Origin of the sequence: Colwellia psychrerythraea 34H (genome assembly GCF_000012325.1) — a bacterium.
Classification (GTDB): domain Bacteria; phylum Pseudomonadota; class Gammaproteobacteria; order Enterobacterales; family Alteromonadaceae; genus Colwellia; species Colwellia psychrerythraea_A.
Genome location: NC_003910.7, coordinates 1,821,134 through 1,844,321 on the forward strand (window position 1 = coordinate 1,821,134; position 23,188 = coordinate 1,844,321).

Here is a 23,188-nt window from a genome sequence, read left to right on the forward strand (position 1 = left end):
GAATCACAGCATAATAACTATCGAGTCGTTAAGGTAATATTTCCGCTGTTGGTTTTGTACTATCATTGCTTTGCGCAACTGAAGCTTGATCTGAATAACGTGGATAATCGGTATAACCACGCGCATCGCCGCCAAATAATGTTGATGGGTCAGTAATGTCGTTTAATGGCAGATCATGCTTAAAACGATAAGGTAAATCTGGGTTAGCTAAAAATTTTCGACCATAAGCAATAAAATCGACTAAGCCAGAATCGATTAAATCCGCGCCGGTTTTTGCTGTGTAATTACCTGCAACAACAATGCTACCGTTGAAGTTTAACCGTAAAGCCTGTCTAAATTGGTCACTCACTAGCGGTGCATCATCCCAATCTGCCTCAGAAAGGTGGATGTAAGCTAAGCCCAAATCATTAAACTTCTTACTAGCAAGTAAAATGGCATCAATTGCTTCAATATCATGCATACCACGTTGAGTAATAAATGGGGCAAGACGAATGCCGACTTTATTTGCGCCAATTTCGTCACTCACCGCTTCAACAACCTCCATAACAAAGCGTAATCTATTAGTAATTGAACCACCGTATTCATCGTTACGTTTGTTTGAACTACGACGTAAAAATTGATCAATCAAGTAACCATTCCCGCCATGAATTTCAATACCATCAAAACCTGCTTCTATGGCGTTGCTTGCAGCGAGACGGTAATCTAGAACAATATCCTTAATATCTTGCTTTGATAATTCACGTGGAACGGGGCAATCTACCATGCGTCCTATTCCATCCTCACCCACAACCCATACTTGTGCATCAGGCGCAATTGCAGAAGGAGCCACAGGCAGTCCATCAACATGAAAGGAAGCATGAGACATACGGCCAACATGCCATAATTGAGAAACAATATGGCCATCAGCTTGGTGAACTGCTTGGGTTACTTTTTTCCAACCAGTGACTTGTTCAGGGGTAAACATACCAGGCGTAAATGAATAACCTTTTCCCTGAGAAGATATTTGTGTTGCTTCAGTTATAATAAAGCCTGCGCTGGCGCGTTGCGCATAATACTCTGCCATTAAATCCGTTGGCACATCGTCAGGTTGAGCAGTACGAGAACGTGTCATTGGCGCCAATACAACGCGATTGCTCGCTTCAAATGTACCTAGTTTTTTTGCGTTAAATAGAATTGAGTTTTTCATAATATTTTGCCTCCTAAAAAATCAAAATTTTCGTTAGTTTCATAAACAAGAGTTTGTTTTTTCTCTGTTAGTTCCTGATGTTCGTCAAGTGGGAAAAGCATTTCTACCGTTAAACCATCAGGGCCAATAATAAATAGCTGTCGTTCGTTTGAAATAGGCAAAGCTTTTTCGGTATAGGAATAAGCGCTATTATCAAGTCGTTTGAGTAATGCGTTGTAATTAGCCCCTTCAAGAGCAACATGGGCAATTGAACCATTACCAAAGGCTGAAGAGGGTTGCTCTGCAATATGTATAAGCGGATTGTCATCGCTATATAGCCATAGACCATTAAATGGAAAAGGTGGCCGCTTTCCTTCGTGTAAACCAATCAGATCTACCCAAAAACACTCCATTGCTCTAAGGTCTGTCGTTAGTACTAATACGTGATTAATATTCATGTAATACCTTCTTAAATGCTCGTGATGAGTTTTGTTAATGAAATAATAGGTCTTGCTCATAAACAAAACAATTGCCATAATTATTAAAACATTCTTCCTTAATTCGGAATAATATGAGCGGTATAAAATAATATGGATAAACTCGGTGATATTGAATTGTTTGTGCGGGTCATAAAAAATGAAGGTTTAGCTGCAGCAGGTAGAGAAGTTGGGCTTTCACCGGCAAGAATGACTGCGCGTATAAATGGCTTAGAAGAAAGGTACGGCGTTAGATTGTTAAACCGAACAACTCGCCGGATTTCACTAACCGATGAAGGACGTAAGTTTTACGTTTCCTGCGAGCGAATTTTAGCGGAAGTAGAGCAGGCCGAAACTTCATTACAAACGGGTCAAACAAGCTTTACAGGCGCACTACGCATAACTGCACCATCTGATCTTGGACAACAACACATAGCACCCGTGTTATCAAGGTTTGTAGAAGAGCATCCTAGCATCACACCTTATCTCTTTCTTTCTGACAGTGTTGTCGACCTAGTAGGGAACGGTTTTGATTTAGGGATCCGCTTCGGCAGTTTGAAAGACAGCACGCTGATAGCACGTCGATTGGCGAGTAATCGTCGAGTATTGTGTGCTTCACCTGATTATCTGAAGCGTAAAGGCATACCTGTGCTTCCTGAAGAGTTAATACAGCATGATTGTTTGACCATGGTTCGTATGGCTGAACCACTAACTACTTGGCACTTTCAAGGTACCGCTGGTAACAGTTCAATTTCAATTCAAGGGACGAGAGCGTCCAATGACGGTGCTTTGATTAGGCGCTGGGCCATTGAAGGGGCCGGTATTGCATTAAAATCATATTGGGATATTGCTGAGGATCTAAAAGCAAAACGCTTAGTGACGGTTATGGATAATTACCAATATGACTTTAATCGAACAGGAACCACCGGAGGGGCTGATCTCCATGTTATATACCCGAATAGAAAGTTCATTTCACTAAGAACCACCGCGTTTATTGAAGCTTTGAAGCAGCACTTTACTTCGGTAGACAGTTAATTTATTAAACTAATGATTAATCTTCTCTAATCGAGATTGGAAATCTACTAAAAATCAGTGATTTAATTCAATGGAAAATATAATTTTAGACATCTCTACTCTAATTATTTAAATACAATACCAACCTGTACCTAACTTGCTTTGCTATAAACACTACTATTTACGTGTGTGTTTTGTACTACTCGAATTTTCTGCTATTTTTAGTATATTATAATTATACATATGGGGTTGAGTGAACCTTTTATGCTTAGTATAACTAGTTAGTATTCATTGTTGATAAGTCGTAGCTTTGGAGATACAAGCTAAACCCCATTAACGAGGACTTTTTCAGAATGATATCTTCTAAATTAATAGATTGTTACTAAGGGAAATAGTTATGAATTATTACGATAAGTTCCAAGGAATAAAGCAAACCGATTCTTACGATGAAAAAACGTCGTTGTCTTTAGCAATCGCATGTGATTTAGCTTATGAAAAAGATGAAAATAAAATAGCTTCAGTAGTCGAAAGTTGGGGGTATCAATTTAATGGTGCAATTGAAATTGTAAAAAAACCAGATGTAGATACTCAATGTTATGTTATGTCGAATGCAGATAATATTGTAGCGGTTTTTCGAGGTAGCGACGCCTTAAAAGACTGGTTTGCAAACTTTCAGGCTGTTTATGACCCTGGACCTTTAAAGGGTACTAAAGCTCATGAAGGTTTTCAAGATTCCCTATTTCCTGCGGTTATAGGCATTACCAACTTGCTAGATAGTGTGTTATCAAAAAATAAAAAAACATGGATCACAGGACATAGTCTTGGTGGCGCATTAAGCTCTCTTTATGCTGGTATGTTGATAGAAAATAAATATAGAGTATATGGGATATATACTTTCGCTAGCCTTAGACCTGGAAATGAAGCTTTTAAGGTGGGTTTAAATAATAAAATTATAGGTCCTCATTTTAGAGTCGTAAATTTTGGTGATGTTGTTCCTCATATACCACCTGAACCATTTTATAGCCACCCAGGTGCTCGGGTAATACTGAAAGAAGAGGTGAGAGAGCATTCTGATGAATCATGGTTCTCTCAGCGAATAGAGGCTCTAAGAGTATTTATTTGTAATGCAACTGAAGTCTTAGATGTTGCTGATAATCATAGGCTTAGTGCTGACGAAGAAAGTTACATACCTAGACTAATAAAAGATTTAGAAAGATCTGATAATAAATAAATATTTTAATAATTAAATCAGGCTATTTAGTCATCCTCTATTTTGGAAATTGAGTTCTTCTTAATTGACGGAGGAAACTGATAAGCTTTGTTATTTACTAAAAAGATACCTACGAGGACGAAACGAGAAAATAATAAACTGACTAACTGTGCAGTAATTCGAATAATTACGGTATAAGTTTACATTTTATATAATCAAAAAAGCACTAATAAATAGTGCTTTATATTTTACATATTTTTTACAAGTGCAATAATTATTACCCATTAAAAAATCTGAATAACCCCACACATTAAATAAGAGCCTTCGGTAGCAGCTTGAGTGTGTAATAAATACAATTAAACCACGATTTATGATACTGCCGTTCTTTTGATTAGATACTTTAAAAGTAACATTTCAAAAGTTTAAGGTTTTTTAGAATCATCTGGCAATAGAGTGATTCGAAAAAAGCCCAAACAACTTGACCCAGCACCGAACAATCAGGTTAGACATTCCTCTAAAAATTTTTGAAGCGCAACACTTTAGTAAGCTATGCTTTTAAATATATCTTGCAATTTAGTAACTTATTGTATTAATTTTGAACAAGTCACATCAGCAAAAAATATTCATATATATACTAAGGAAATTCAAATGATAATAGGTATACCCAAAGAATCTTTTTTAGGTGAGCGTCGGGTTGCAGCAGCACCAAGCTCGGTTAGTGCATTAATTAAATTAGGTTTTACTGTGCAAGTACAAAAAGGCGCGGGTACTAAGGCGAGTTTTACAGATCAAGAGTTTAGCGATGCTAATGCAGAAATTGTCACGAAGAAAGCCTGCTGGCAAAGCGAAATACTCTTTAAAGTAAACGCACCCACACTAGAAGAAGTTGAGTTAATGAATGATGGCTCAACACTCCTTAGTTTTATTGCGCCAGCGCAAAGTTCCGAATTATTAGAAGCCCTGCGAAGCAAGTCAATTACTACCTTAGCCATGGAAATGGTACCTCGGATGACCCGTTCTCAACCAATGGATGCTTTAAGCTCAATGGCAAATATTGCGGGCTACCGTGCTGTTATTGAAGCGTCTCACCATTTCGGTCGTTTTTTTACAGGACAAATAACCGCAGCGGGTAAAATGCCGCCAGCTAAAGTGATGATAATTGGTGCAGGAGTTGCCGGTCTAGCCGCACTTGGTACCGCAGGTAGTTTAGGTGCAATTGTACGCGCTTTTGATACGCGTCCTGAAGTTAAAGAGCAAATAGAAAGCATGGGAGCTGAATTTCTTGAACTCGACTATGAAGAGCCAGAAGATACTGGCTCGGGTGATGGTTACGCCAAAGAAATGAGTAAAGCATTTATTGATGCCGAAATGGTGTTGTTTGCAGAGCAAGCCAAGGATGTTGATATAATTATTACTACCGCGATGATTCCGGGTAGACCAGCGCCGAAATTAATCACTGAAAAAATGGTTGAATCAATGAAGGCAGGCAGTGTGATTGTAGATTTAGCTGCTGCAGGTGGTGGTAACTGTGAATGTACCGTCGTGGGTAAAGTTGTTGATACGTATGGTGTAAAAGTGATTGGTTATACTGACTTAGTGTCACGTTTACCTAATCAGGCTTCACAGCTTTATGCTAATAATTTAATGAATCTAACTAAGTTATTGTGTAAGAACAAAGATGGAACGCTTGATATTGATTTTGATGATGTAGTCATTCGTAATATGACAGTAGTTAAAGAGAATGAAATTACTTTTCCACCTCCGCCTATTCAAGTAAGTGCAGCGCCCGTGAAAAAGGCAACAGTTGAAGCTGCTGAGCCGATTGAAGAAGCCGCTTCTCCAATTAAAAAATATGCTTTTATAGGGGCTGGAATAGCGTTATTTGGCTGGGTGGCTAGTATTGCTCCTGCAGATTTCCTTACTCACTTTACTGTTTTTGTACTTGCTTGTGTTATTGGCTATTACGTGGTTTGGAACGTCAGTCATTCGTTGCATACACCTTTGATGAGTGTCACCAATGCGATTTCTGGCATTATTATTGTTGGGGCATTATTACAAATAGGCTCGGACAATATTGTAGTACAGATACTCGCCACATTAGCGACTTTAGTGGCAACTATCAATATTGTCGGTGGCTTTAAAGTCACTAGTCGTATGTTAAAAATGTTTAGTAAGTAGGGGAGTAGTATGGAATCTACACAAATAGCGTCTAATGGCTTCATTAGTGCAGCATACGTGATTGCTGCTTTATTATTTATTTTCAGTTTAGCAGGTTTAAGCAAACAAGAATCGGCTCAAAGGGGGAACTTATTTGGTATGGCTGGTATGGCTATCGCTTTACTTGCCACCATTATTGATCCAAGGGTTTCTAATGTCTTTATCATTATTATTGCGATGGTTGTTGGTTCAGGAATTGGACTGAGATTAGCGAATAAAGTTGAAATGACACAAATGCCTGAGCTTGTTGCAATCTTGCATAGTTTTGTAGGTTTAGCTGCCATGTTAGTTGGTTTTAATAGCTATTTTGATTCGGGGCATAGTGTTGTGCTTACGGCAGCCCAGCACACCGCTATGAAAATACACTTAAGTGAAATTTTCATCGGAATATTTATTGGTGCTGTGACTTTTACTGGCTCTATTGTCGCTTTTGCGAAACTACGTGGAACGATAAGCTCTAGTGCTTTAATGTTACCTCATCGTCATAAAATGAATTTAGCCGCAGGGATTTTCAGCTTTTTATTGCTACTTTCTTTTGTCAATCATGACGGTTCAAATATAGCCTTATTCTTAATGACTATTACTGCTTTGGTCTTTGGTTGGCATTTGGTTGCTTCAATTGGCGGTGCAGATATGCCAGTTGTTGTCTCTATGTTAAATTCTTATTCAGGTTGGGCAGCAGCTGCTGCTGGTTTTATGTTAAGTAATGATTTGCTTATCATTACGGGGGCTTTGGTTGGCTCGTCAGGGGCTATTTTATCTTACATTATGTGTAAGGCAATGAATCGCTCTTTTATCAGTGTCATTGCCGGAGGTTTTGGTACAGACGTTGTTATTGATAACGATAAAGACTACGGTGAGCACACAGAAGTGCATGCGGAAGCGGTTGCTGACTTATTACGTAATGCCAAATCTGTCATTATCGCCCCAGGTTACGGTATGGCTGTTTCTCAAGCGCAATATCCTGTTTATGAGCTGACCCAACAACTTATGAATAAAGGAATAAAGGTTCGTTTCGCTATACATCCGGTGGCTGGTCGTCTACCCGGACATATGAATGTATTACTGGCTGAAGCAAAAGTGCCTTATGATATCGTTTTAGGTATGGATGAAATCAATGATGATTTTGTTGAGGCTGATGTAGTATTGGTTATTGGCGCTAATGATACCGTTAACCCAGCTGCTGCCGAAGACCCAACTAGCCCTATCGCAGGAATGCCGGTGCTTGAAGTTTGGAATGCTAAAGAAGTTATTGTGTTCAAGCGCTCAATGAGTACGGGTTATGCAGGAGTGCAAAACCCATTGTTCTTTAAGGACAATACTCAAATGCTATTTGGTGATGCTAAAGATAGTGTGGAGCAAATATTTAGAGCGCTTTAATACGAGGCATTAATAAATAAACCAGTTTATATTTATTCTCCGTTATAAACTGGTTCGTTTCATTTTTCAGCGGATGCAAATAAAGACTCAAATTGCGCTGTGAAGATGGGTTTTGTATCTCTTGGCTTCCTAAACTAATTCATCCGTTACTTTGCAGCGGAAAAGCCACTACCGCATTTCAATAATACTTCAAAAATTCTCCAGTCTGCTCAAAATACTCTGATTAACTGACCAATTTCACTGCCTTTTGTATTCTTATCTTTAAAAGCACTAATGCCACTACTGACTGATTGTTTATCATTCGAACCGGGTATGTAGTTGTGGCACTTTTTACTTAGGAAGGTAGCGAAGGAGGGGATAAACCAGTGGGAATTATCAAAATCAGTAGTTGATTTTAATGCTCTTATAATTAACCTACTTGAACAACGGTCTAATTAAGCGGTGTCGAGTAATGTAATTGACTGATGCTTTGTTTGAATAGTTTTCTAGCATAACTGGCTTATTGGGTATGAGTAATAAGCGTAAGTTACTGTCGAAGTAGTGTTTTGAGCAAACGATTAGGGGGAATTTAACTAAATTACAGGCAATAAAAAAGCACCACTATCTATGGTGCTTTGTTTAAAAGTGAGTAGTTTGGCTTATTGTTTCTTAAATCTTCGTGCAGCTAAACCCATAATGCCTAATGCAAAGATCGCAAGGGTAGAAGGCTCTGGGACTGATGTAATCCCAGTAGTGCTTATTTCATACGAACCAGGGGCACTCAAAGTAGCTACAAGTAAGGTGTAAGTGCCTGTAGAAGATAAGGATAAATTAAACCGTGGATCTCCAAAAGGACCTCCAAACGAATCATTTTCCGTATCATCCTGAGTATCTATTACTGTTAATGGGCCAAAAACACCATTTGATACAAGGAGCCCATTGATTAAACCGTCAGGGCTAAGTGAATCGACATCCAACCCTGTAACATCACCAAAAAATAGAGTAGCAATTAAATCTGGTGATGCTTCAGTTCTGTTAATATCAATATCAATTATGTCACCTGCGGCTCCATTAAAAGTCCAATAATCACCGAGTGAAGCTATAAAACTATCATCGTCACCGATGACAGTACCAGAAAATACAGTACCATCTTCTAAGTTACCTAATGGAATAACTCCAGCATTAGCAAAACCACTAATAGATAAAATCAAGCCAGCCAAAGCCGCTTTTAACATTTTCATATTCATCGTATTTTCCCTTGTAATACATTCCTGAGAATAGAAATGGATTCTAGTTATTGTACCTTTGTGTAGCATTAATTGAGCCAGCTATATTTAATTGTTAATTTTCACTATGATAGCTGAGTGTTTATCGAGCACAACATCCTTAGTGTAAAGTAATCGGACACTATGATGTTTGTAAGATGTTGTTTTAAAATTGCTTTCTTTACATTGTTTTTACTTGTACGATTATTACCATCCAACAAAACATTCCTGTATAATCCCGCGCATTGAACAATCGCCTAAGCAAACACCCTGAGTTTGCAATAAAGGCGTTAAAACCACCATTTATGACGCTGCTCTTCTCTTGATTAGATACTTGAAAAAGCACCTGTTACAAAAAATTAGAGTAAGTTGAGAGCAATATGACCGTAGAACAATTCGACCCGCAAACACCAAAGAAAAGCAGTAATTCAGCCGCAAGCCAAACAACGACTTTAGATATTCCCTCTAAAATGATTGCAGAGCAACATCAAGCCGTTGTTGACTCAGGCGCATCAAAAAAAGGCGCTAAAGTTGGTTTCGTTTCACTTGGCTGCCCAAAAAACTTAGTTGATAGTGAGCGTATACTTACGCAACTTCGTACTGAAGGTTATGACGTAACCAATAGCTACGATGATGCGGAATTAGTGATTGTAAATACTTGTGGTTTTATTGATAGCGCAGTACAAGAATCTTTAGATACCATCGGCGAAGCGTTAGCTGCAAATGGTAAAGTGTTGGTTACTGGTTGTTTAGGCGTTAAGAAAGATGAAATTATTGAGTTACACCCCAATGTATTAGGTGTTACGGGTCCTCATGCTTATGATGAAGTATTGGCTCAAGTACATGAACATGTCGCTAAACCTGAACATAACCCATTTATTGATTTAGTACCGCCGCAAGGGGTTAAGCTTACGCCTAAGCATTATGCTTATTTAAAAATATCAGAAGGCTGTAATCACCGCTGTACGTTCTGCATTATTCCATCAATGCGCGGCGATTTAGACTCTCGTCCAGTGGGTGATGTATTAGGTGAAGCAAAACGCTTAGTTGATTCGGGTGTAAAAGAGTTATTAGTGATCTCACAAGATACTTCTGCTTATGGCGTTGATGTTAAACACAAAACAGATTTCTGGGATGGCATGCCCGTTAAAACACATATGCAGCAGCTATGTGAAGAATTAGCAAAGCAGGGCGTTTGGATTCGTCTTCATTATGTTTATCCGTATCCGCATGTTGATAAAATCATTCCATTGATGGCGGAAGGTAAAATATTACCTTATTTAGATATTCCTTTTCAGCATGCGAACAAACGCATTCTTAAATTAATGAAACGTCCTGGTAGCTCAGACCGAGTATTAGAGCGTATTGCTAAATGGCGAGAAATTTGTCCTGAATTGGTGATAAGATCAACTTTTATTGTTGGTTTCCCGGGTGAGACAGAAGAAGAATTTGAAGAGTTATTAAACTTTTTAGAAGAAGCACAATTAGACCGAGTTGGTTGTTTTAAATATTCACCTGTTGAAGGTGCTACCGCTAATGCGTTACCTGATCATGTTTCAGATGAAGTAATGGAAGACCGTCTGCAACGTTTTATGGCAGTGCAAGCGAAAATCAGTAGCGATAAATTACAAGTACGCATTGGTCAAGAATACCTTATTCTTGTTGATGAAGTGAATGGTTTAGGTATTGTAGGCCGTTCATATATGGATGCACCAGAAGTTGACGGTAAAGTTTATTTGTCAGATGATTATGATGCCAAACCAGGCGACCAAATTTGGGTACAAATCATTCATGCCGATGAACATGATGTTTGGGGCGTTCGCGTAGAAGATTAATCGTATTAAGTTAGGCTTAACTCAATTTAAGCCTAACTATTATTGCCACTTGTACTAATTGAAATACTCCAAAGCCGAGTTGATCTAGACAGAATGGATTCACTTTAATAATTTATTGATGTCGTAGTGTATAGTTAATTTAAAATACGGATAGACAATAAATTTAGGCATCAAGATATTGATAAGGCTACTATATGAAAGTTATAGCGTTTATTAGAGAAAAGAGAAAAAATTTACAACACCAAAATGATCAGTTTATCGCCAAGTTAGAGCCTAAATTTAAGAACTTATCAAATTTATTCAATAACAAAATCACCATGCCTTTTAGAAATACGCTAAATAACCCTTGGTTCTCTCAATTTAGTCCTGTAGATGCGGAAGAAAGTAAACCCGAGGAGGTATTGATACAAGTACCACAAGCAGAAAAAACCTACAAAAGCCTGCTTGAAAAAATCGATACAGTAACATTTGTAGGTGATTGGCATGAGGTAGAGCAAGAGTGTATTGATCAATTTGCCGAAGTTACAGGTGATAAACAATGGATTCATACCGATCCGATACGTGCAGCGAAAGAGTCTCCCTTTAAAGCGACAATAGCGCACGGGTTTTTAACCTTGTCATTAATTCCCAAGTTAACTAATTCAGTAGATTTAGATAGTAACCCTTATCCAGAAGCAAAGATGGTTATTAATTTTGGTTTGAATCAAGTGCGCTTTCCTTATCCGGTTAAAGCGGGTACTCGAGTTAGGGCCAGTATTAAACTAGTTAATTTAGTTCCTATGAAGCGTAGTATCGAAGTTGTTAATGAAGTAAGTATTGAAGTTGAAAACAGTAAGCGTTTAGCCTGTGTGGCTGAAACCGTGTTACGTTTATATTTTTAGGACTTCGTTTTGAATAAAACGCTTAAATATTTTTAGTCTAATCTGTTAACTTACATGCCAAGCTTGGCGAGCAACTTTGGGTGCAAATTATTCATGCTGATGATCATGATGTTTGGAGTATGAGAGTTGAAGATTAATATTGCTTTTACTTTATTTTATTTTGGTTGGCTTGACCTTAGTTAACCTTAGTTATGAATTAGCGCATATCAAAAAGCCCAACTTTAATTAAGCTGGGCTTTTTTGTGTCTGAAACAATTTAGCAAAAATTAAACGTTAACAGCATCTTTTAATGTCTTAACCGCTTTTATAGTAAGAATTTGGATCTATGCGCCTGTTTGATGATTACGATAAAATGATGATAGTCCAGGAGCGTAAATTGTACGTAATTAACGCTCCTATTAAATAGTGTATACAGAGAACTATTTCATTACAGATTCAGCGTTATCCAGAACCTTGTCATTAAACGTTTTAGCTCCCTTATACCCAAGGAACATTGATACTAACCATATAATAAAAGCTAAAGGCGAGGCAATAACTGTTATTGCAAGTACAATAACAAGAATAAGGTTAATAGCTCCCCATAGTACGTTTCCTGCATACATTTGAGCTGCCCCTGGGATAAAAAAACCTAAAGCCAATGCGACAATTGGGTTTTTCATTTTGTTTTGTAATCTTGCTTGCTGAATAGTGTCACTCATTTTAAGTTTCCTTATGAATTGAAAGTGGTTACATTAAAACTGATTTACATAATTTATTAGTTTTTTTTCTTAAATTTACGAGCGGCTAATCCGAACATGCCTAAAGCGAAAATAGTTAAGGTTGAAGGTTCAGGCACAGTAGCTAAACTTTTATTTTTCACCAGCATGGTTGAATACACTAAACTAGTATTATTACTGAGATAATCAAAACTCATATGATCGTAAAAGTCCACTTGATCATGGCTTCTACTTTTTCGGAAACTCCCCACCAAATCATAAGTTTTAAACAAGGATAAGCCATCATCACCTTGAAAAAGTCCTGTAGCGTATTTTATTTCAAATGCATTCCCTTGATTATCTACTTGGTTGTAACCCATTTTTTCGAATAGGTTATCTAAAACTGACACTGACTTATTTTTCCCATCTCCAACGGTTGAGCGACCATAACTATCAAGATGTGAGATATAATCAGCAGTTAAAGTTAAAAATGTGTTTGAATACAGAGAATATACGTCATCTTTGGTAGCTAATCGCCATCCTTCATATTCATCACGAGTATCTAGTTGCGATGCCACATAGTCATAGGTATCTTTGTTATTAACACCAAAATCCATCCATTCTAGGCCAGTAGTTTGATCAATGAAGCTATCATTAGTAGTGTCAATTAAACCAGCAGAAGCAGTAAATGACAGGATTAAAAATCCAATTGCAGTTAAAGTTTTCTTAAACATGGAGTGTCCTTGTTATTTTAAATAATAAAATTAAATATTTACGCCAGTGATGATGAAATCACCATCTACTTTTTCAACTACAATTGGCAGTGAAAACACCTTGTCACCTAAAAGAAAAATATATTTATCTTCAGATAATTTTTTTACTTTTTTACCACAAGTAGTACTCTTCCTTTCTGAGTCTGACATCAAGTTATATTCGGCAAGGTTTGGATCATTGGTGAGTGTTTTAAGCGTGTCAATATCGTTACTTTTAAATGCATCACAATAATCTGCTATCAATGATTTTGCTTGTTCTTCAGGAGTACTACACGCAGTTAAAAATGTGGTTGCCGCTAATAGTAAAATGGTTTTAATTTTCATAAAAATATCCTTTGAAAGTGATGTGTTAATCAATATCTACGACCAGATAAAGGTCGTTTATTTCTTTAATAACTAGGCTGAAAGCACCTTGTTCAAAGTAAAACTTGGTTTTACCTTTTAGCTCTTTTACTGTCTTAATTGTGCACGTCATTTTTTCTGATAGTTGGCTCCATGAATCAGAATTTTTTTCATACTTTTTTTGAAGTTTATTAAAGTGCTTATCGTCAAGGATCACTTTCAATTGTTCAAAATTAGCTGCAACAATCTCTTCACAAGCTTTTGTCGCAAAATTTTCTTTTGATAATCCACTTAATTCTTTTGCTGTAAGCGAGTTATCGCTACATGCAAACAAAGCTATGCTGAGTAATGGAACGGTTAAAAATATCTTGTTTTTCATATTTACTCCTTAAATCATTTAGCATCACTATGGTTTGTATTTGATACAGCCCTAGCGTACTTGTTGGTTATTTTAAAACTGGGTATAGAATATAGGTAGGATGAAATGGAGGTAGATACGTAATTTTTTATGAATAATGCAATCCTAATAAATAAAAACAAATTTTAATAATAGTTTGAATACCATAGGTTTTTAGGTAACTATACGTTCATAGGTATAGGAAAATAAAAATTAAGTTTTAGGTTAATACATGATGTGTTCTATTACAGCCCTAACGCACTTGTTGGTGATTTTTAAAGCTGTTTGTAGAATATAGAAAGGATGAAATTGAGATAGATACGTATTTTATTATTAATAATGCAATACGAATAAATACATAATAAAAATTTAAATAATTGTCTGAATATTATAGGTTTTTACGTAACTATACGTTCATATATATAGGGAAATAAAACTCAAGTTTTATATTAATACATGAAGTCTACTATTAATGAAAAAGCACCAGTAACAGAGTTAATTGTTGAATGGAAGAAAGGCAGTAGTACTTCATTCAATGAATTATTCGAAATCTGTTATCAGCATTTTAAACATGAAGTTAGAAAACAAAAATTAAAAAAAACAAGTAATATTAAGCAATTAGATTTTTGTATTCAAACAACTACTTCAATTGTTCATGACGCTTATCTAAAATTATCCGCTCATAGAGAACAAACAGTCTGCAATCGTAAAGATTTATATGTATTAATTTCTCAAGTCGTTAAATCTATTCTTTACGATCAGTATCGAAAAGCCGCTTCACAAAAAAGAAATTCAAGTAACAATTTACCACCTGAAAATCTTGAAGGAGCATCTTCAGAATTATTAGCAAAATTAGTATTAGCTGATAAGTCCTTATCAAAAGAAAAATCGCGCTGTAATAACGTCTTAAATCTTAGTCTGTTTGCTGCATTACCGGTAGAAGAAATAGCATCCTTATTAAATATATCTGTTCGTACTGTTCATAATGATTTGAACTTTGCGAAAGCCTGGTATTTAGATGAATTGAGCGCTTAGGCTATTATGAACGACTTATATGCATTATTTCAAAAGCTTGCCCTTATTGAGAAACCTTTACAGTCAAACTGCTTTAGTCAACTCGAGAATGAATCTCCTAAAAAAGCCCAACAGTTAGCACAATTATTAAAGCAACGGAATGTGTCAACAGGCGTTTTGATTGAAAAAATATTTTCTCCTTTAACCTTTTTAGACAAGCCAGAACTGAGGTTAGGTAGGATAATTGATAATAAATACAAAATCGTTGAGCTAATTGGTCAAGGTGGTATGAGTGATGTGTATAAAGCCATAAGGTGTGATGGGTTAATAGAACATATCGTAGCGGTTAAATATTTTTCGCTTGCCGACACCTTTGAAACAGCCTTACAAATGATAAAAAAAGAAGCACAAATATTGGCTCAACTAGACCATCATTACATCGCTAGCTTCATAGATATTGGTTATGACGATAATGGCGAACCTAATATCATGATGGAATATGTGCAAGGTCAAACGCTTTTCGCATTTTTAAAAACAAAACCTGATGAGACGGTTTTATCTCAGGTTTATGCCACATTAGACGAGGCGAAAGGGTACGTAGTAAAACAAGGCGTAACTCATGGCGATATCAGTTTAAACAACGTATTAGTCGATAAAAATGGCAATGCCAATATTATTGATTTTGATATAGCTCAGTATAAAACTCAGTAATAAAATTAATTTATTCTAATAATTAATAGATAGGTACCTGTATGATTAGTGAAATGTTAGTTAGAACATTTTTTGATAATAATTCTCTTAAATGTTCAACCTCCGCTTTAGATTACGGTATTGCCAGCCAAAAAGACGTGTTTTTGCCTGTGGTTTTGGCTTATATAAAGTTTGCATTAAAAGACACCTCGTTTGAAAATTCTTGCTTAGTCTGTACGTTATCAAAAACAACAGAATCATTGACCTACTTAAAAGTAGATAAATTCGACTTGTTAGATGAAAGACTTGCTCATCATGTACTTAAGGTATTGGGTGGCTATCAATCTTTACAATGGTTTGAAAGTCAATTGGATGGAGATATTGATATTACACTTGTTGTTGAATATTTTCGAGAACACTTAAAAATAGTACCTGAAGGTGAAGAGTTAAATGACGGGGCTTATTTAGATGAATTGTTTTCTGTGGTTTTATCAAAAAACATTGATAAAAATCGCTTAGTTAAAGATCTAGAACAATTTATTGCTAATCGAGATGCTGAACTAAAGGAATCTGAACACAATATTGATGCACCATCCCCGGTAACAGAAAACACGATAAACGAGCAGCAGACAGCGTTTATACTTGAAAAAGATTATATCTCTTTAGATCGTAAGCTTAAAAATTTCTTCAATGAAATGACATTCATTGCTTGCGCGAAATACTTGTCTTCATCACCAGAAGCTAAAATACAAGAAATTAATACCAATAATTTACCTACAATAGACACTGAAATATTGTTATCAGCCATCATAGGCACGCCAGAATTACTTAAGGTACTTGCTGACGAGTTTGATTGTCAGCCTTCTCAAATTGTTATGCCATCTGTCATTTATAAAAACCGTGAATTACTTAAAGATTCAGTAGGCACGCGTACCCTGCAAGATAGTGCAAATAATACAAAAAGTTGGTATCAGCTTGCAGAAAAGTACACAACTAAACTTGATATAAAAACCGATATTAAAAACTGTTTAAGCATAGCTTTTAATGAAAAAAAATTGAACCTACTCACATTTGTTAAAGCTTTATTAGATCTAAAAAGTGAGAGTATAGAGAGCTTATCACGCTCAAATAAGTTAGTTAATCACACAATAAAATCAATGTTTGTTCAACAAAATTTAACCGAGTATCTAAACAGTAAAATTACCGGTCAACAACAAGCGATAGAACATTTAGCTAACGGCTATTTAACCTCATGTATAAGCAAGGTAAATGGCCCACGCTTAATTTATACATTTGCAGGGCCATCAGGTGTAGGTAAAACCTTTTTAGCTAATGTTTTCAGTGATTACTTAAATGAATGTGAGCATTCTGGCTATGCTATTAGTACATTCAATATGGAACAGTTTAATAATGAAAAAAATAGCGCAAGATTATTTGGCTCTGGCTCTGAATACATAGATTCAGGCGTTGGTGTATTAACCGGCACGGTAAAAGCACAACCAAGGCATATCTTATTATTCGATGAAATAGAAAAAGCGCATTCAAATGTTATTCAATCGCTTCTTACACTATTAGATAGTGGCGTTGCTATTGACCAAACGCTTACTTTACCCGTTGATTTTACCCAATGTATTGTTATTTTTACCACTAACCTTGGCCAAGATGTCTTAGCTAAAAATGCACAAAATCATCAGGTAAATATATTTGATGTACTAAGAAATGCTGAAAACCCAGCGACCAAAACTAAATTATCAATTGAATTCATTAACCGTTTATCAAAAGGTTATTCAATTCCATTTTCCACTTTAAAAACAAACCATTTGATTTCGCTTGCTGAAAAAGCGTTGAATAATAAAAGTGAGAATATCGCAGGTGTACAATTTAGTTGGCCGACAAGTTTTTCTTCATTTTTGTTAAAGCGTTTATCCCCAGAAGTTACCGTAAGGCAATTAACAACGTGTGTAGCTAAACTTAAATCAGAAATTTTGACCAAGTCAGCTCCAAATGTAGGTGAGCATACAACAGCACTAAAATATATTATCAATGTTGAAGACAATGAAGAGTCGCTAGTAGCCCAAAGTATATTACTTTTTGATAATGACAATCGGCTGCAAAATGAATTGTCAATCTCACATTCAGACAAGAATATTCATGTAATGAATAATTCTGACGAAATTGCGCAAATGTTAAAGCTTCATCGACCTGACGCTTTTTTAATTGATACTGAATCAGTTGATCATGCTGTTGAGTCGTTAAATGACATCATTAATAAAGTTCATGCTGTTAACTCTATTATTCCCTTGTTTTCATACCGAATTATCGGAGAGAGTAATATTGACTCAGTACCTCGAGATCAAAACATAAGGGAGCACTTTGAACTAGCACTAAATCATTTAGATACTACTTTTTACGAAATGTTAGAAAGAATTAACTATTATTTAACCACTGAAAAATCATTGTCTAGCATGTTAAGTAGAAACGAAAAACTAAACTACCAATGTAAAATAACAAATCAGCAGTTAGAAAACGATGAGCAAGAGCAAGTTGGTAAAATAGAAAACTTTGATGTTTCATTTCATCAATTGTCAGTTAATCAAGTTATTGAATCTAAAGATATACAAGAAACTAGCTTCTTTAATCAGAGTTTACCTACAGAAAAACTTGATGATGTTATTGGTTTGCAGCGAGCTAAAAATCGACTGTTAGATGTAATTGAATGGATGAAATTTCCTGATAAGTTACAAAACTTCGACGTAAAAATACCAACAGGATTTTTATTTGCAGGTCCGCCGGGTACGGGAAAAACCTTTTTAGCAAAAGCTGTTGCTGGCGAATGTGGCTTACCTTTTTTCAGTGTTTCTGCGTCTGAACTTTCATCAACAATAATTGGAGGTTCATCTGAAAAAATAATGGCGTTATTTTCAGTTGCTAGAAAATATGCACCATCAATAGTTTTTATTGATGAGATTGACGCAATAGCTTCACAAAGATCAGAAGACAGTCAAGGTAACTCACGAGAACGTAATGCAATAGTAAATACACTGTTAACTGAAATGGATGGTTTTTCATCTTCTGAATCACCTGTCTTTGTAATGGCGGCAACCAATTACCCACAATTATTAGACAAAGCCATTTTGCGACCAGGGCGCTTTGACGAAACGATTTTTTGTGATTTACCCAACAGTGAAGCGCGCACCATATTTTTTGAAAAATTCGCCCAAAAACAGAACCTGCAATGGCAACAATCAGACTTAACCGCGCTTGTATCATCTTCGCAAGGTATGTCGTCGGCTGAAATAGACCAAGTATTGCGAGAAGCCATATATCAAGCCGTAGGTACCGAGAAACCGTTAACCATTGAGCATATTAAGCAAACCATAGTAAGAGTTGTATATGGCTCTCCGTCTGAAAATATTAAATTAGGTAAAGAAGAAAAACGCCGAACAGCTTTTCACGAAGCCGCGCATTTGCTCACTTATAAACTGCTATTTCCGAATCAAATAATTGATTTTGCAACCATAGAACCAAGAAACCAATCACTCGGTTTTGTCGCTACGCGTGCTTCTGAAGAATACGAAAGCTATTCGAAAACCCGAGTAATGAATAAATTACAAGTTTTACTTGCTGGCCGTGTGGCAGAAAAGCTTTGCACTAATAATGCTGATGAAATTAGCACGGGCGCATCAAACGATATTGAAAAAGCGACACAACTTGCCATGCATGCTATTTACGATGGCGGTATAGAAGAAAGTGTAGGCCCCGTAAATGTGGGCATATTAACCAAATTTGAAGAAAGCGAGTTGCTAGCAAAGGCACAAAAAGCTGTTCAGCAATGGTTAATTACAGCAGAGCAAAGTGTAGAAAAATTATTAAATGATAATTGCCACCAACTTGAGTTAGTTGCTAATACATTATTAGAGAAAGAATCTCTGTTGAGTGACGAAATTAATACACTATTTATTCAGTAGCATTACAGTATGTTATTTGAAATAAATACGATAAATGGAATGAAGTATAAAGATGCTTGAATGTTTTATAAGTTATAAGGTAAAGGCCGATGATAATGTCGCCCTTCAGTTATCTCGTTTTTTGCAAGACAATGATTTTAAAGTTTTTGTTGATAAAAAATCATTACTGCCCGGACAAAATTGGGTCGATGAATTACAACACTCGGTTACTCAATCCGATTATGTTTTTGCAATTTTTACTCAAGATTACATTGCTAGAGTGGTTGAAGGTAATTGTAATGGCGATAATTTTATTATTGAAGAGCTGAACTGGGCACTTAAAGATAATAAACTTATTCCTATTGGTATAGGTGTAACAGTAGAAGAAATAAAAACGTGTTTTGACTTAGTACCTTCCTTGAAACCCATACAATTCCAAATGTTTCCTACAGACTTATCAGAACAATGCTTTCATATAATATTAAATAAACTGTATAAACGTATTTATTCAAAAGATTCAAAAGCAAAAAGTATTTTACCCGTATCGCACTCTGTTAACGTGTCTGGTACAGCATTGTCGAGCGAAGATGCATATTTAAAATTAGACATGCCTTGGAACGATAGTGATGCAATTGAATATAAAAACACATTAAAGCGTAAGGTGTTAAAAAGCGCGATGGACTATGTTGTGTTGGCTAAATTTCATATAAAAGGCCGGTTTGGATTAAAAATATCAACTGAAATTGCTTATCATCATTTTGAAAATGAAGCTAGAAACAATTGTAGAGAAGCTTTTTTTGAATTAGGGCAAATTTATGAAGCCGATGATAATCAATATGGTTGCGATGAAGATAAAGCCACCGAATATTATACTAAAGCACATGAGCTAGGTGACATGCGGGCTACATATCACCTAGGCTTGTTATTCGACGATAATATTGAAAATAAAAACTGCCCAACCCAGTTTTTAAAAGAAAAGTACGGCATAGAACATTCAAATAAGTTTGTCACCGAAATCTCACAAAAAATAAAATATTACAATGAGTTAACTACGGCTGAAAAATATGTATTTTGTTTAACACAAATTTCAGTAAACAAAAATACCGAACAGGCTATTAAACAAATAGAAAAATTGGCTGTTTTAGGATATTTGCCTGCTATTTATTGGTTAGCTTGTAAGCATTTCGACTATGACATAGAAGATTATCAGACAATCAATAGCATACCTGCACTAGATATACGAGAAAGCTTGAACTACCTACAGGCGGGTGAAGAACAAGGGTGTTGTCGGTCAAGAAAACGCCTTGCCAATTGGCATTTATTCTTCGAGGGAACAAAGGGAGGATTCACTGCTAATCATGAATTTGGAATAAGGAAACATCAAGAAAACATAGCATTAAATTATTTTGATAGTGCTTATGATTTGATACGTTTGTTAAGTAAATATGACTATTATAGGACCCTAAAATTTAATCCTTCACATTTCTCTATTGATGAAGGTCATTTATCAATAGAGGAACAGATATCAATGCTTGAATGTGGCGCTGCTTTTGGCAACGCTAAGTGCCGCCGTAAATTGGTCACTTTATACAGCAAGAGCAATAATCCCGATATGATTCCTTTGATGATAGAAGATATAGGTAAAGGGGATCTTTCAATAATTGATGAATATATTGATAATAACATTTATAGCTTTCATTTTGATGAAGCTGATTATCAAAAATTTTACGCATTATTGTTTATGTATTATAAAGATTTACCTGAAAAGTCTTTTAAAAAGTCACTGATGGACGTGCCATTCATGATGTTTTCATTGTTTCATAATAAGTTGGATGATGCATTAAGGATAATAAAAGTTGACGCGGTGGTGGATTACGCTTACGTAGTATCTATTATTTTAAATGACAAGCATATTGACGCTAGGGAAGAGCTTTCCTTCCAAATTTTAAAATATGGTGCTAAGAATGGATGTGAGAAAAGTAATGACTGGTTATTGATGATAGTTTTAAATGTTGGCGATGTGAAACCAATGTGCAGACCCCAATTTTTAAATGAAAACCTCAATGATGTATTTTGGCGTGAGTTTCTACAAAGTAATCTAAATAAAAACAGGGAGGTAAAAGGTCAGTATACATTTACTAATGAAACTGGAGAATCAGATAGTTGCACATTGTCTTCAAGTTTTATTAAAAGCATTCTTGAATTATATACCTTTGCTATAAAATGTGAAGAAAGTCTTCTTACATTAGATCCTAACAGTAGGGAATTATTAGATTTATACAGAGAATTAACCGTTGGAAAGTTCGCCAATTTTACAAGCGGACCTCTACCTTTTAACAAGGAGTATAAAGATTTATATAATTTAAAAACTGCTTTTATTAATAAACTATTCCGTGATGTGAAAAATATGGATGATATGACTGCGATGTCTGCTTTATGTATTCATCTCACCTCTACAATAAAAAGGCATAAAGATTTAGAACTAAGTCAGAAATTATTCCAATGGTGTTTGCTACGGCTGAAACTCTTTATAGAGAAAACATCTTTTTATCATTCATCGAGCACAACTGGTAGACCCTCCAGGAAGTTATATGTACCCCATGGAATCACTTTCAAGGAGGACTTTACGTATGCCTACGAAGCCTTTTTTTCAGATGGTGTTCAAAAGGCGATGATAAATTATGATTCAATTACAATAGATGACAAAAAACAGTTTCAATATGATGAGAACCAAAGATTTGACTTTGATGAAGTCGCATTTGATTTCTACAGACAGCAGCTCTGTATTCTTTCAGATAAATTAGAATTGTATCAAAGTAACTATGCTCATTCGATTAATCAGGCACGACTAAATGATTACTTAAATGATTTAGACAATATTTATGAGGATGACAGCTATTGGTTAGATTTGTAATGTGATTTATTCAAGTAGAAACAGTGAATATAGCAGAAGTAATGAATCAGGTTATATCCTATCTTTTAGATTAAACGGGCATCCCTATAATAATTTTAAAAGGGATGCTAAATAACAATAAATGGAATTTTCATATGTTTAACTCAAAAACGTTTAGATTATTTATAAGCTCAACTTTTAGTGACTTTAAAAGAGAAAGGGAGATACTACAAAGTAACGTCTTCCCGCATATAAAAGAATATGCTGCTCAGAATGTTTCTCCTTTCATAGTAGGTATGTTTCAATTAAAAATCTATATGTAAATATTCTCCAAAGCTGTGAAATGTAAGTTTAGACAGCAGGTTTGACTTATATATTCGATATAAATTTACAAGAGGATCCACGCTTGACATTAAATTGACACGAAATTGACATTTTAAAACATAAGCGGCACAATCATGCTATTGAAAAATAAAGTTATTTTTATAAGGATGTTAAATGGAAAAGCGTTTTGAGTCTTTGCTTTGGAGTAGCAGATTACTTCTACTTTTTGGTGTTGTTTGTTGTGTGATCACAGCGGCAACTTTAATCTTATTAGGTTGTGTCGAGGTGTTTCACTTATTACAAGGAATGTTCTCCTACCTAATTACTCATAGTTCAGATGTTTCCCGAGATAATCTAGTACTCATGGTGATCGAGATCCTTGATACATTCTTACTTTCTTCTATCCTCTTTATCTTTGCCTTTGGTTTGTATGAACTATTTATCAGTTCTATCGAAGAGTCTAATAAACACCAGTCAAAGGCCTTTCAAATTAGTAGTATTGATGAGCTAAAAGCAAAATTGGGTAAGGTTATTGTGATGATTTTAGTCATAAAGCTATTCTCATATCTTGTTGAAATCAAGCCTCAAAATATTGTTGAAATTTTATATATGGCCATCATAGTTCTACTAGTATCAGTTAGCCTTTGGCTTGGGCACGCCAAAAAATAAGTATCTGAACTATCCCCCACTC

General features: G+C 35.6%; 18 protein-coding genes. 11 read left to right on the forward strand and 7 right to left on the reverse strand.

Features of this window, described 5'->3' with window-relative positions; all coding sequences use genetic code 11:
* Nucleotides 1-28: 28 nt before the first annotated feature.
* Both CPS_RS07875 and CPS_RS07880 read right to left on the reverse strand, forming a co-directional pair.
* On the reverse strand, nt 29-1,186 hold the full coding sequence (locus CPS_RS07875; RefSeq protein WP_011042603.1) for an alkene reductase: 1,158 nt from the start codon (nt 1,184-1,186) through the stop codon (nt 29-31).
* Nucleotides 1,183-1,623 (reverse strand): hypothetical protein, encoded by a 441-nt coding sequence (locus CPS_RS07880; RefSeq protein WP_011042604.1) that lies wholly within the window; start codon nt 1,621-1,623, stop codon nt 1,183-1,185. The genes CPS_RS07875 and CPS_RS07880 overlap by 4 nt, the downstream gene beginning before the upstream one ends.
* Nucleotides 1,624-1,755: 132 nt before the next feature.
* Here CPS_RS07880 and CPS_RS07885 point away from each other — a divergent pair, with 132 nt between their 5' ends.
* From CPS_RS07885 to pntB, 4 genes are all read left to right on the forward strand, one after another.
* On the forward strand, nt 1,756-2,676 hold the full coding sequence (locus CPS_RS07885) for a LysR family transcriptional regulator (protein WP_011042605.1): 921 nt from the start codon (nt 1,756-1,758) through the stop codon (nt 2,674-2,676).
* A gap of 376 nt (nt 2,677-3,052) precedes the next feature.
* Nucleotides 3,053-3,886, forward strand: coding sequence for a lipase family protein (locus CPS_RS07890; RefSeq protein WP_011042606.1), 834 nt, complete (start codon nt 3,053-3,055; stop codon nt 3,884-3,886).
* A 627-nt stretch (nt 3,887-4,513) separates the two neighbouring features.
* The gene (locus CPS_RS07895) at nt 4,514-6,043 is read left to right on the forward strand and encodes a Re/Si-specific NAD(P)(+) transhydrogenase subunit alpha (protein WP_011042608.1); all 1,530 of its coding nucleotides are present in this window, start codon (nt 4,514-4,516) and stop codon (nt 6,041-6,043) included.
* A 9-nt stretch (nt 6,044-6,052) separates the two neighbouring features.
* Nucleotides 6,053-7,462, forward strand: a complete 1,410-nt coding sequence (gene pntB / locus CPS_RS07900) for a Re/Si-specific NAD(P)(+) transhydrogenase subunit beta (RefSeq protein ID WP_011042609.1) — start codon at nt 6,053-6,055, stop codon at nt 7,460-7,462.
* A gap of 638 nt (nt 7,463-8,100) precedes the next feature.
* Here the strand turns inward: pntB and CPS_RS24060 are convergent.
* Nucleotides 8,101-8,688 (reverse strand): PEP-CTERM sorting domain-containing protein, encoded by a 588-nt coding sequence (locus tag CPS_RS24060; protein WP_011042611.1) that lies wholly within the window; start codon nt 8,686-8,688, stop codon nt 8,101-8,103.
* A gap of 398 nt (nt 8,689-9,086) precedes the next feature.
* Between CPS_RS24060 and rimO the strand changes: the two genes are divergently transcribed.
* Together rimO and CPS_RS07915 are read left to right on the forward strand one after the other, a co-directional pair.
* Complete coding sequence (gene rimO / locus CPS_RS07910; protein WP_041736806.1) at nt 9,087-10,541, forward strand: 30S ribosomal protein S12 methylthiotransferase RimO; 1,455 nt, start codon at nt 9,087-9,089, stop codon at nt 10,539-10,541.
* 194 nt (nt 10,542-10,735) lie between these two features.
* Complete coding sequence (locus CPS_RS07915; protein WP_011042613.1) at nt 10,736-11,422, forward strand: MaoC family dehydratase; 687 nt, start codon at nt 10,736-10,738, stop codon at nt 11,420-11,422.
* Between the two features lie 419 nt (nt 11,423-11,841).
* On the opposite strand, the gene CPS_RS07920 is transcribed toward CPS_RS07915, so the two are convergent.
* From CPS_RS07920 to CPS_RS07935, 4 genes are read right to left on the reverse strand one after another with little or no spacing between them, the layout of a single operon-like run.
* Nucleotides 11,842-12,120, reverse strand: coding sequence for a hypothetical protein (locus tag CPS_RS07920; protein WP_011042614.1), 279 nt, complete (start codon nt 12,118-12,120; stop codon nt 11,842-11,844).
* A 56-nt stretch (nt 12,121-12,176) separates the two neighbouring features.
* The gene (locus CPS_RS07925) at nt 12,177-12,851 is read right to left on the reverse strand and encodes a PEP-CTERM sorting domain-containing protein (protein ID WP_011042615.1); all 675 of its coding nucleotides are present in this window, start codon (nt 12,849-12,851) and stop codon (nt 12,177-12,179) included.
* Nucleotides 12,852-12,881: 30 nt separating this feature from the next.
* Nucleotides 12,882-13,214, reverse strand: a complete 333-nt coding sequence (locus CPS_RS07930) for a hypothetical protein (RefSeq protein WP_011042616.1) — start codon at nt 13,212-13,214, stop codon at nt 12,882-12,884.
* Nucleotides 13,215-13,239: 25 nt separating this feature from the next.
* A complete protein-coding gene (locus tag CPS_RS07935; RefSeq protein ID WP_011042617.1) occupies nt 13,240-13,611 on the reverse strand; it encodes a hypothetical protein in 372 nt (123 codons plus the stop codon).
* A gap of 474 nt (nt 13,612-14,085) precedes the next feature.
* On the opposite strand from CPS_RS07935, the gene CPS_RS07940 reads away from it, so the two are divergent.
* The 5 genes from CPS_RS07940 (at nt 14,086) to CPS_RS07960 (ending at nt 23,166) form a co-directional block, all read left to right on the forward strand.
* Nucleotides 14,086-14,664, forward strand: coding sequence for a sigma-70 family RNA polymerase sigma factor (locus tag CPS_RS07940; protein ID WP_011042618.1), 579 nt, complete (start codon nt 14,086-14,088; stop codon nt 14,662-14,664).
* A 6-nt stretch (nt 14,665-14,670) separates the two neighbouring features.
* Nucleotides 14,671-15,354 (forward strand): protein kinase domain-containing protein, encoded by a 684-nt coding sequence (locus CPS_RS07945; protein ID WP_011042619.1) that lies wholly within the window; start codon nt 14,671-14,673, stop codon nt 15,352-15,354.
* A 41-nt stretch (nt 15,355-15,395) separates the two neighbouring features.
* Complete coding sequence (locus CPS_RS07950) at nt 15,396-19,301, forward strand: AAA family ATPase (protein ID WP_011042620.1); 3,906 nt, start codon at nt 15,396-15,398, stop codon at nt 19,299-19,301.
* Between the two features lie 52 nt (nt 19,302-19,353).
* Entirely contained in the window at nt 19,354-22,194 is a 2,841-nt protein-coding gene (locus CPS_RS07955) for a toll/interleukin-1 receptor domain-containing protein (protein WP_011042621.1), read from the forward strand.
* A 477-nt stretch (nt 22,195-22,671) separates the two neighbouring features.
* On the forward strand, nt 22,672-23,166 hold the full coding sequence (locus CPS_RS07960) for a YqhA family protein (RefSeq protein ID WP_011042622.1): 495 nt from the start codon (nt 22,672-22,674) through the stop codon (nt 23,164-23,166).
* Nucleotides 23,167-23,188 lie beyond the last annotated feature (22 nt).

Excerpts from the sequence above, each read along its gene's own strand:
- CPS_RS07875 (WP_011042603.1), bottom strand. The coding sequence starts at position 1,186 with ATGAAAAACTCAATTCTATTTAACGCAAAAAAACTAGGTACATTTGAA.
- CPS_RS07880 (WP_011042604.1), bottom strand. The coding sequence starts at position 1,623 with ATGAATATTAATCACGTATTAGTACTAACGACAGACCTTAGAGCAATG.
- CPS_RS07885 (WP_011042605.1), top strand. The coding sequence starts at position 1,756 with ATGGATAAACTCGGTGATATTGAATTGTTTGTGCGGGTCATAAAAAAT.
- CPS_RS07890 (WP_011042606.1), top strand. The coding sequence starts at position 3,053 with ATGAATTATTACGATAAGTTCCAAGGAATAAAGCAAACCGATTCTTAC.
- CPS_RS07895 (WP_011042608.1), top strand. The coding sequence starts at position 4,514 with ATGATAATAGGTATACCCAAAGAATCTTTTTTAGGTGAGCGTCGGGTT.
- pntB (WP_011042609.1), top strand. The coding sequence starts at position 6,053 with ATGGAATCTACACAAATAGCGTCTAATGGCTTCATTAGTGCAGCATAC.
- CPS_RS24060 (WP_011042611.1), bottom strand. The coding sequence starts at position 8,688 with ATGAATATGAAAATGTTAAAAGCGGCTTTGGCTGGCTTGATTTTATCT.
- rimO (WP_041736806.1), top strand. The coding sequence starts at position 9,087 with ATGACCGTAGAACAATTCGACCCGCAAACACCAAAGAAAAGCAGTAAT.
- CPS_RS07915 (WP_011042613.1), top strand. The coding sequence starts at position 10,736 with ATGAAAGTTATAGCGTTTATTAGAGAAAAGAGAAAAAATTTACAACAC.
- CPS_RS07920 (WP_011042614.1), bottom strand. The coding sequence starts at position 12,120 with ATGAGTGACACTATTCAGCAAGCAAGATTACAAAACAAAATGAAAAAC.
- CPS_RS07925 (WP_011042615.1), bottom strand. The coding sequence starts at position 12,851 with ATGTTTAAGAAAACTTTAACTGCAATTGGATTTTTAATCCTGTCATTT.
- CPS_RS07930 (WP_011042616.1), bottom strand. The coding sequence starts at position 13,214 with ATGAAAATTAAAACCATTTTACTATTAGCGGCAACCACATTTTTAACT.
- CPS_RS07935 (WP_011042617.1), bottom strand. The coding sequence starts at position 13,611 with ATGAAAAACAAGATATTTTTAACCGTTCCATTACTCAGCATAGCTTTG.
- CPS_RS07940 (WP_011042618.1), top strand. The coding sequence starts at position 14,086 with ATGAAGTCTACTATTAATGAAAAAGCACCAGTAACAGAGTTAATTGTT.
- CPS_RS07945 (WP_011042619.1), top strand. The coding sequence starts at position 14,671 with ATGAACGACTTATATGCATTATTTCAAAAGCTTGCCCTTATTGAGAAA.
- CPS_RS07950 (WP_011042620.1), top strand. The coding sequence starts at position 15,396 with ATGATTAGTGAAATGTTAGTTAGAACATTTTTTGATAATAATTCTCTT.
- CPS_RS07955 (WP_011042621.1), top strand. The coding sequence starts at position 19,354 with ATGCTTGAATGTTTTATAAGTTATAAGGTAAAGGCCGATGATAATGTC.
- CPS_RS07960 (WP_011042622.1), top strand. The coding sequence starts at position 22,672 with ATGGAAAAGCGTTTTGAGTCTTTGCTTTGGAGTAGCAGATTACTTCTA.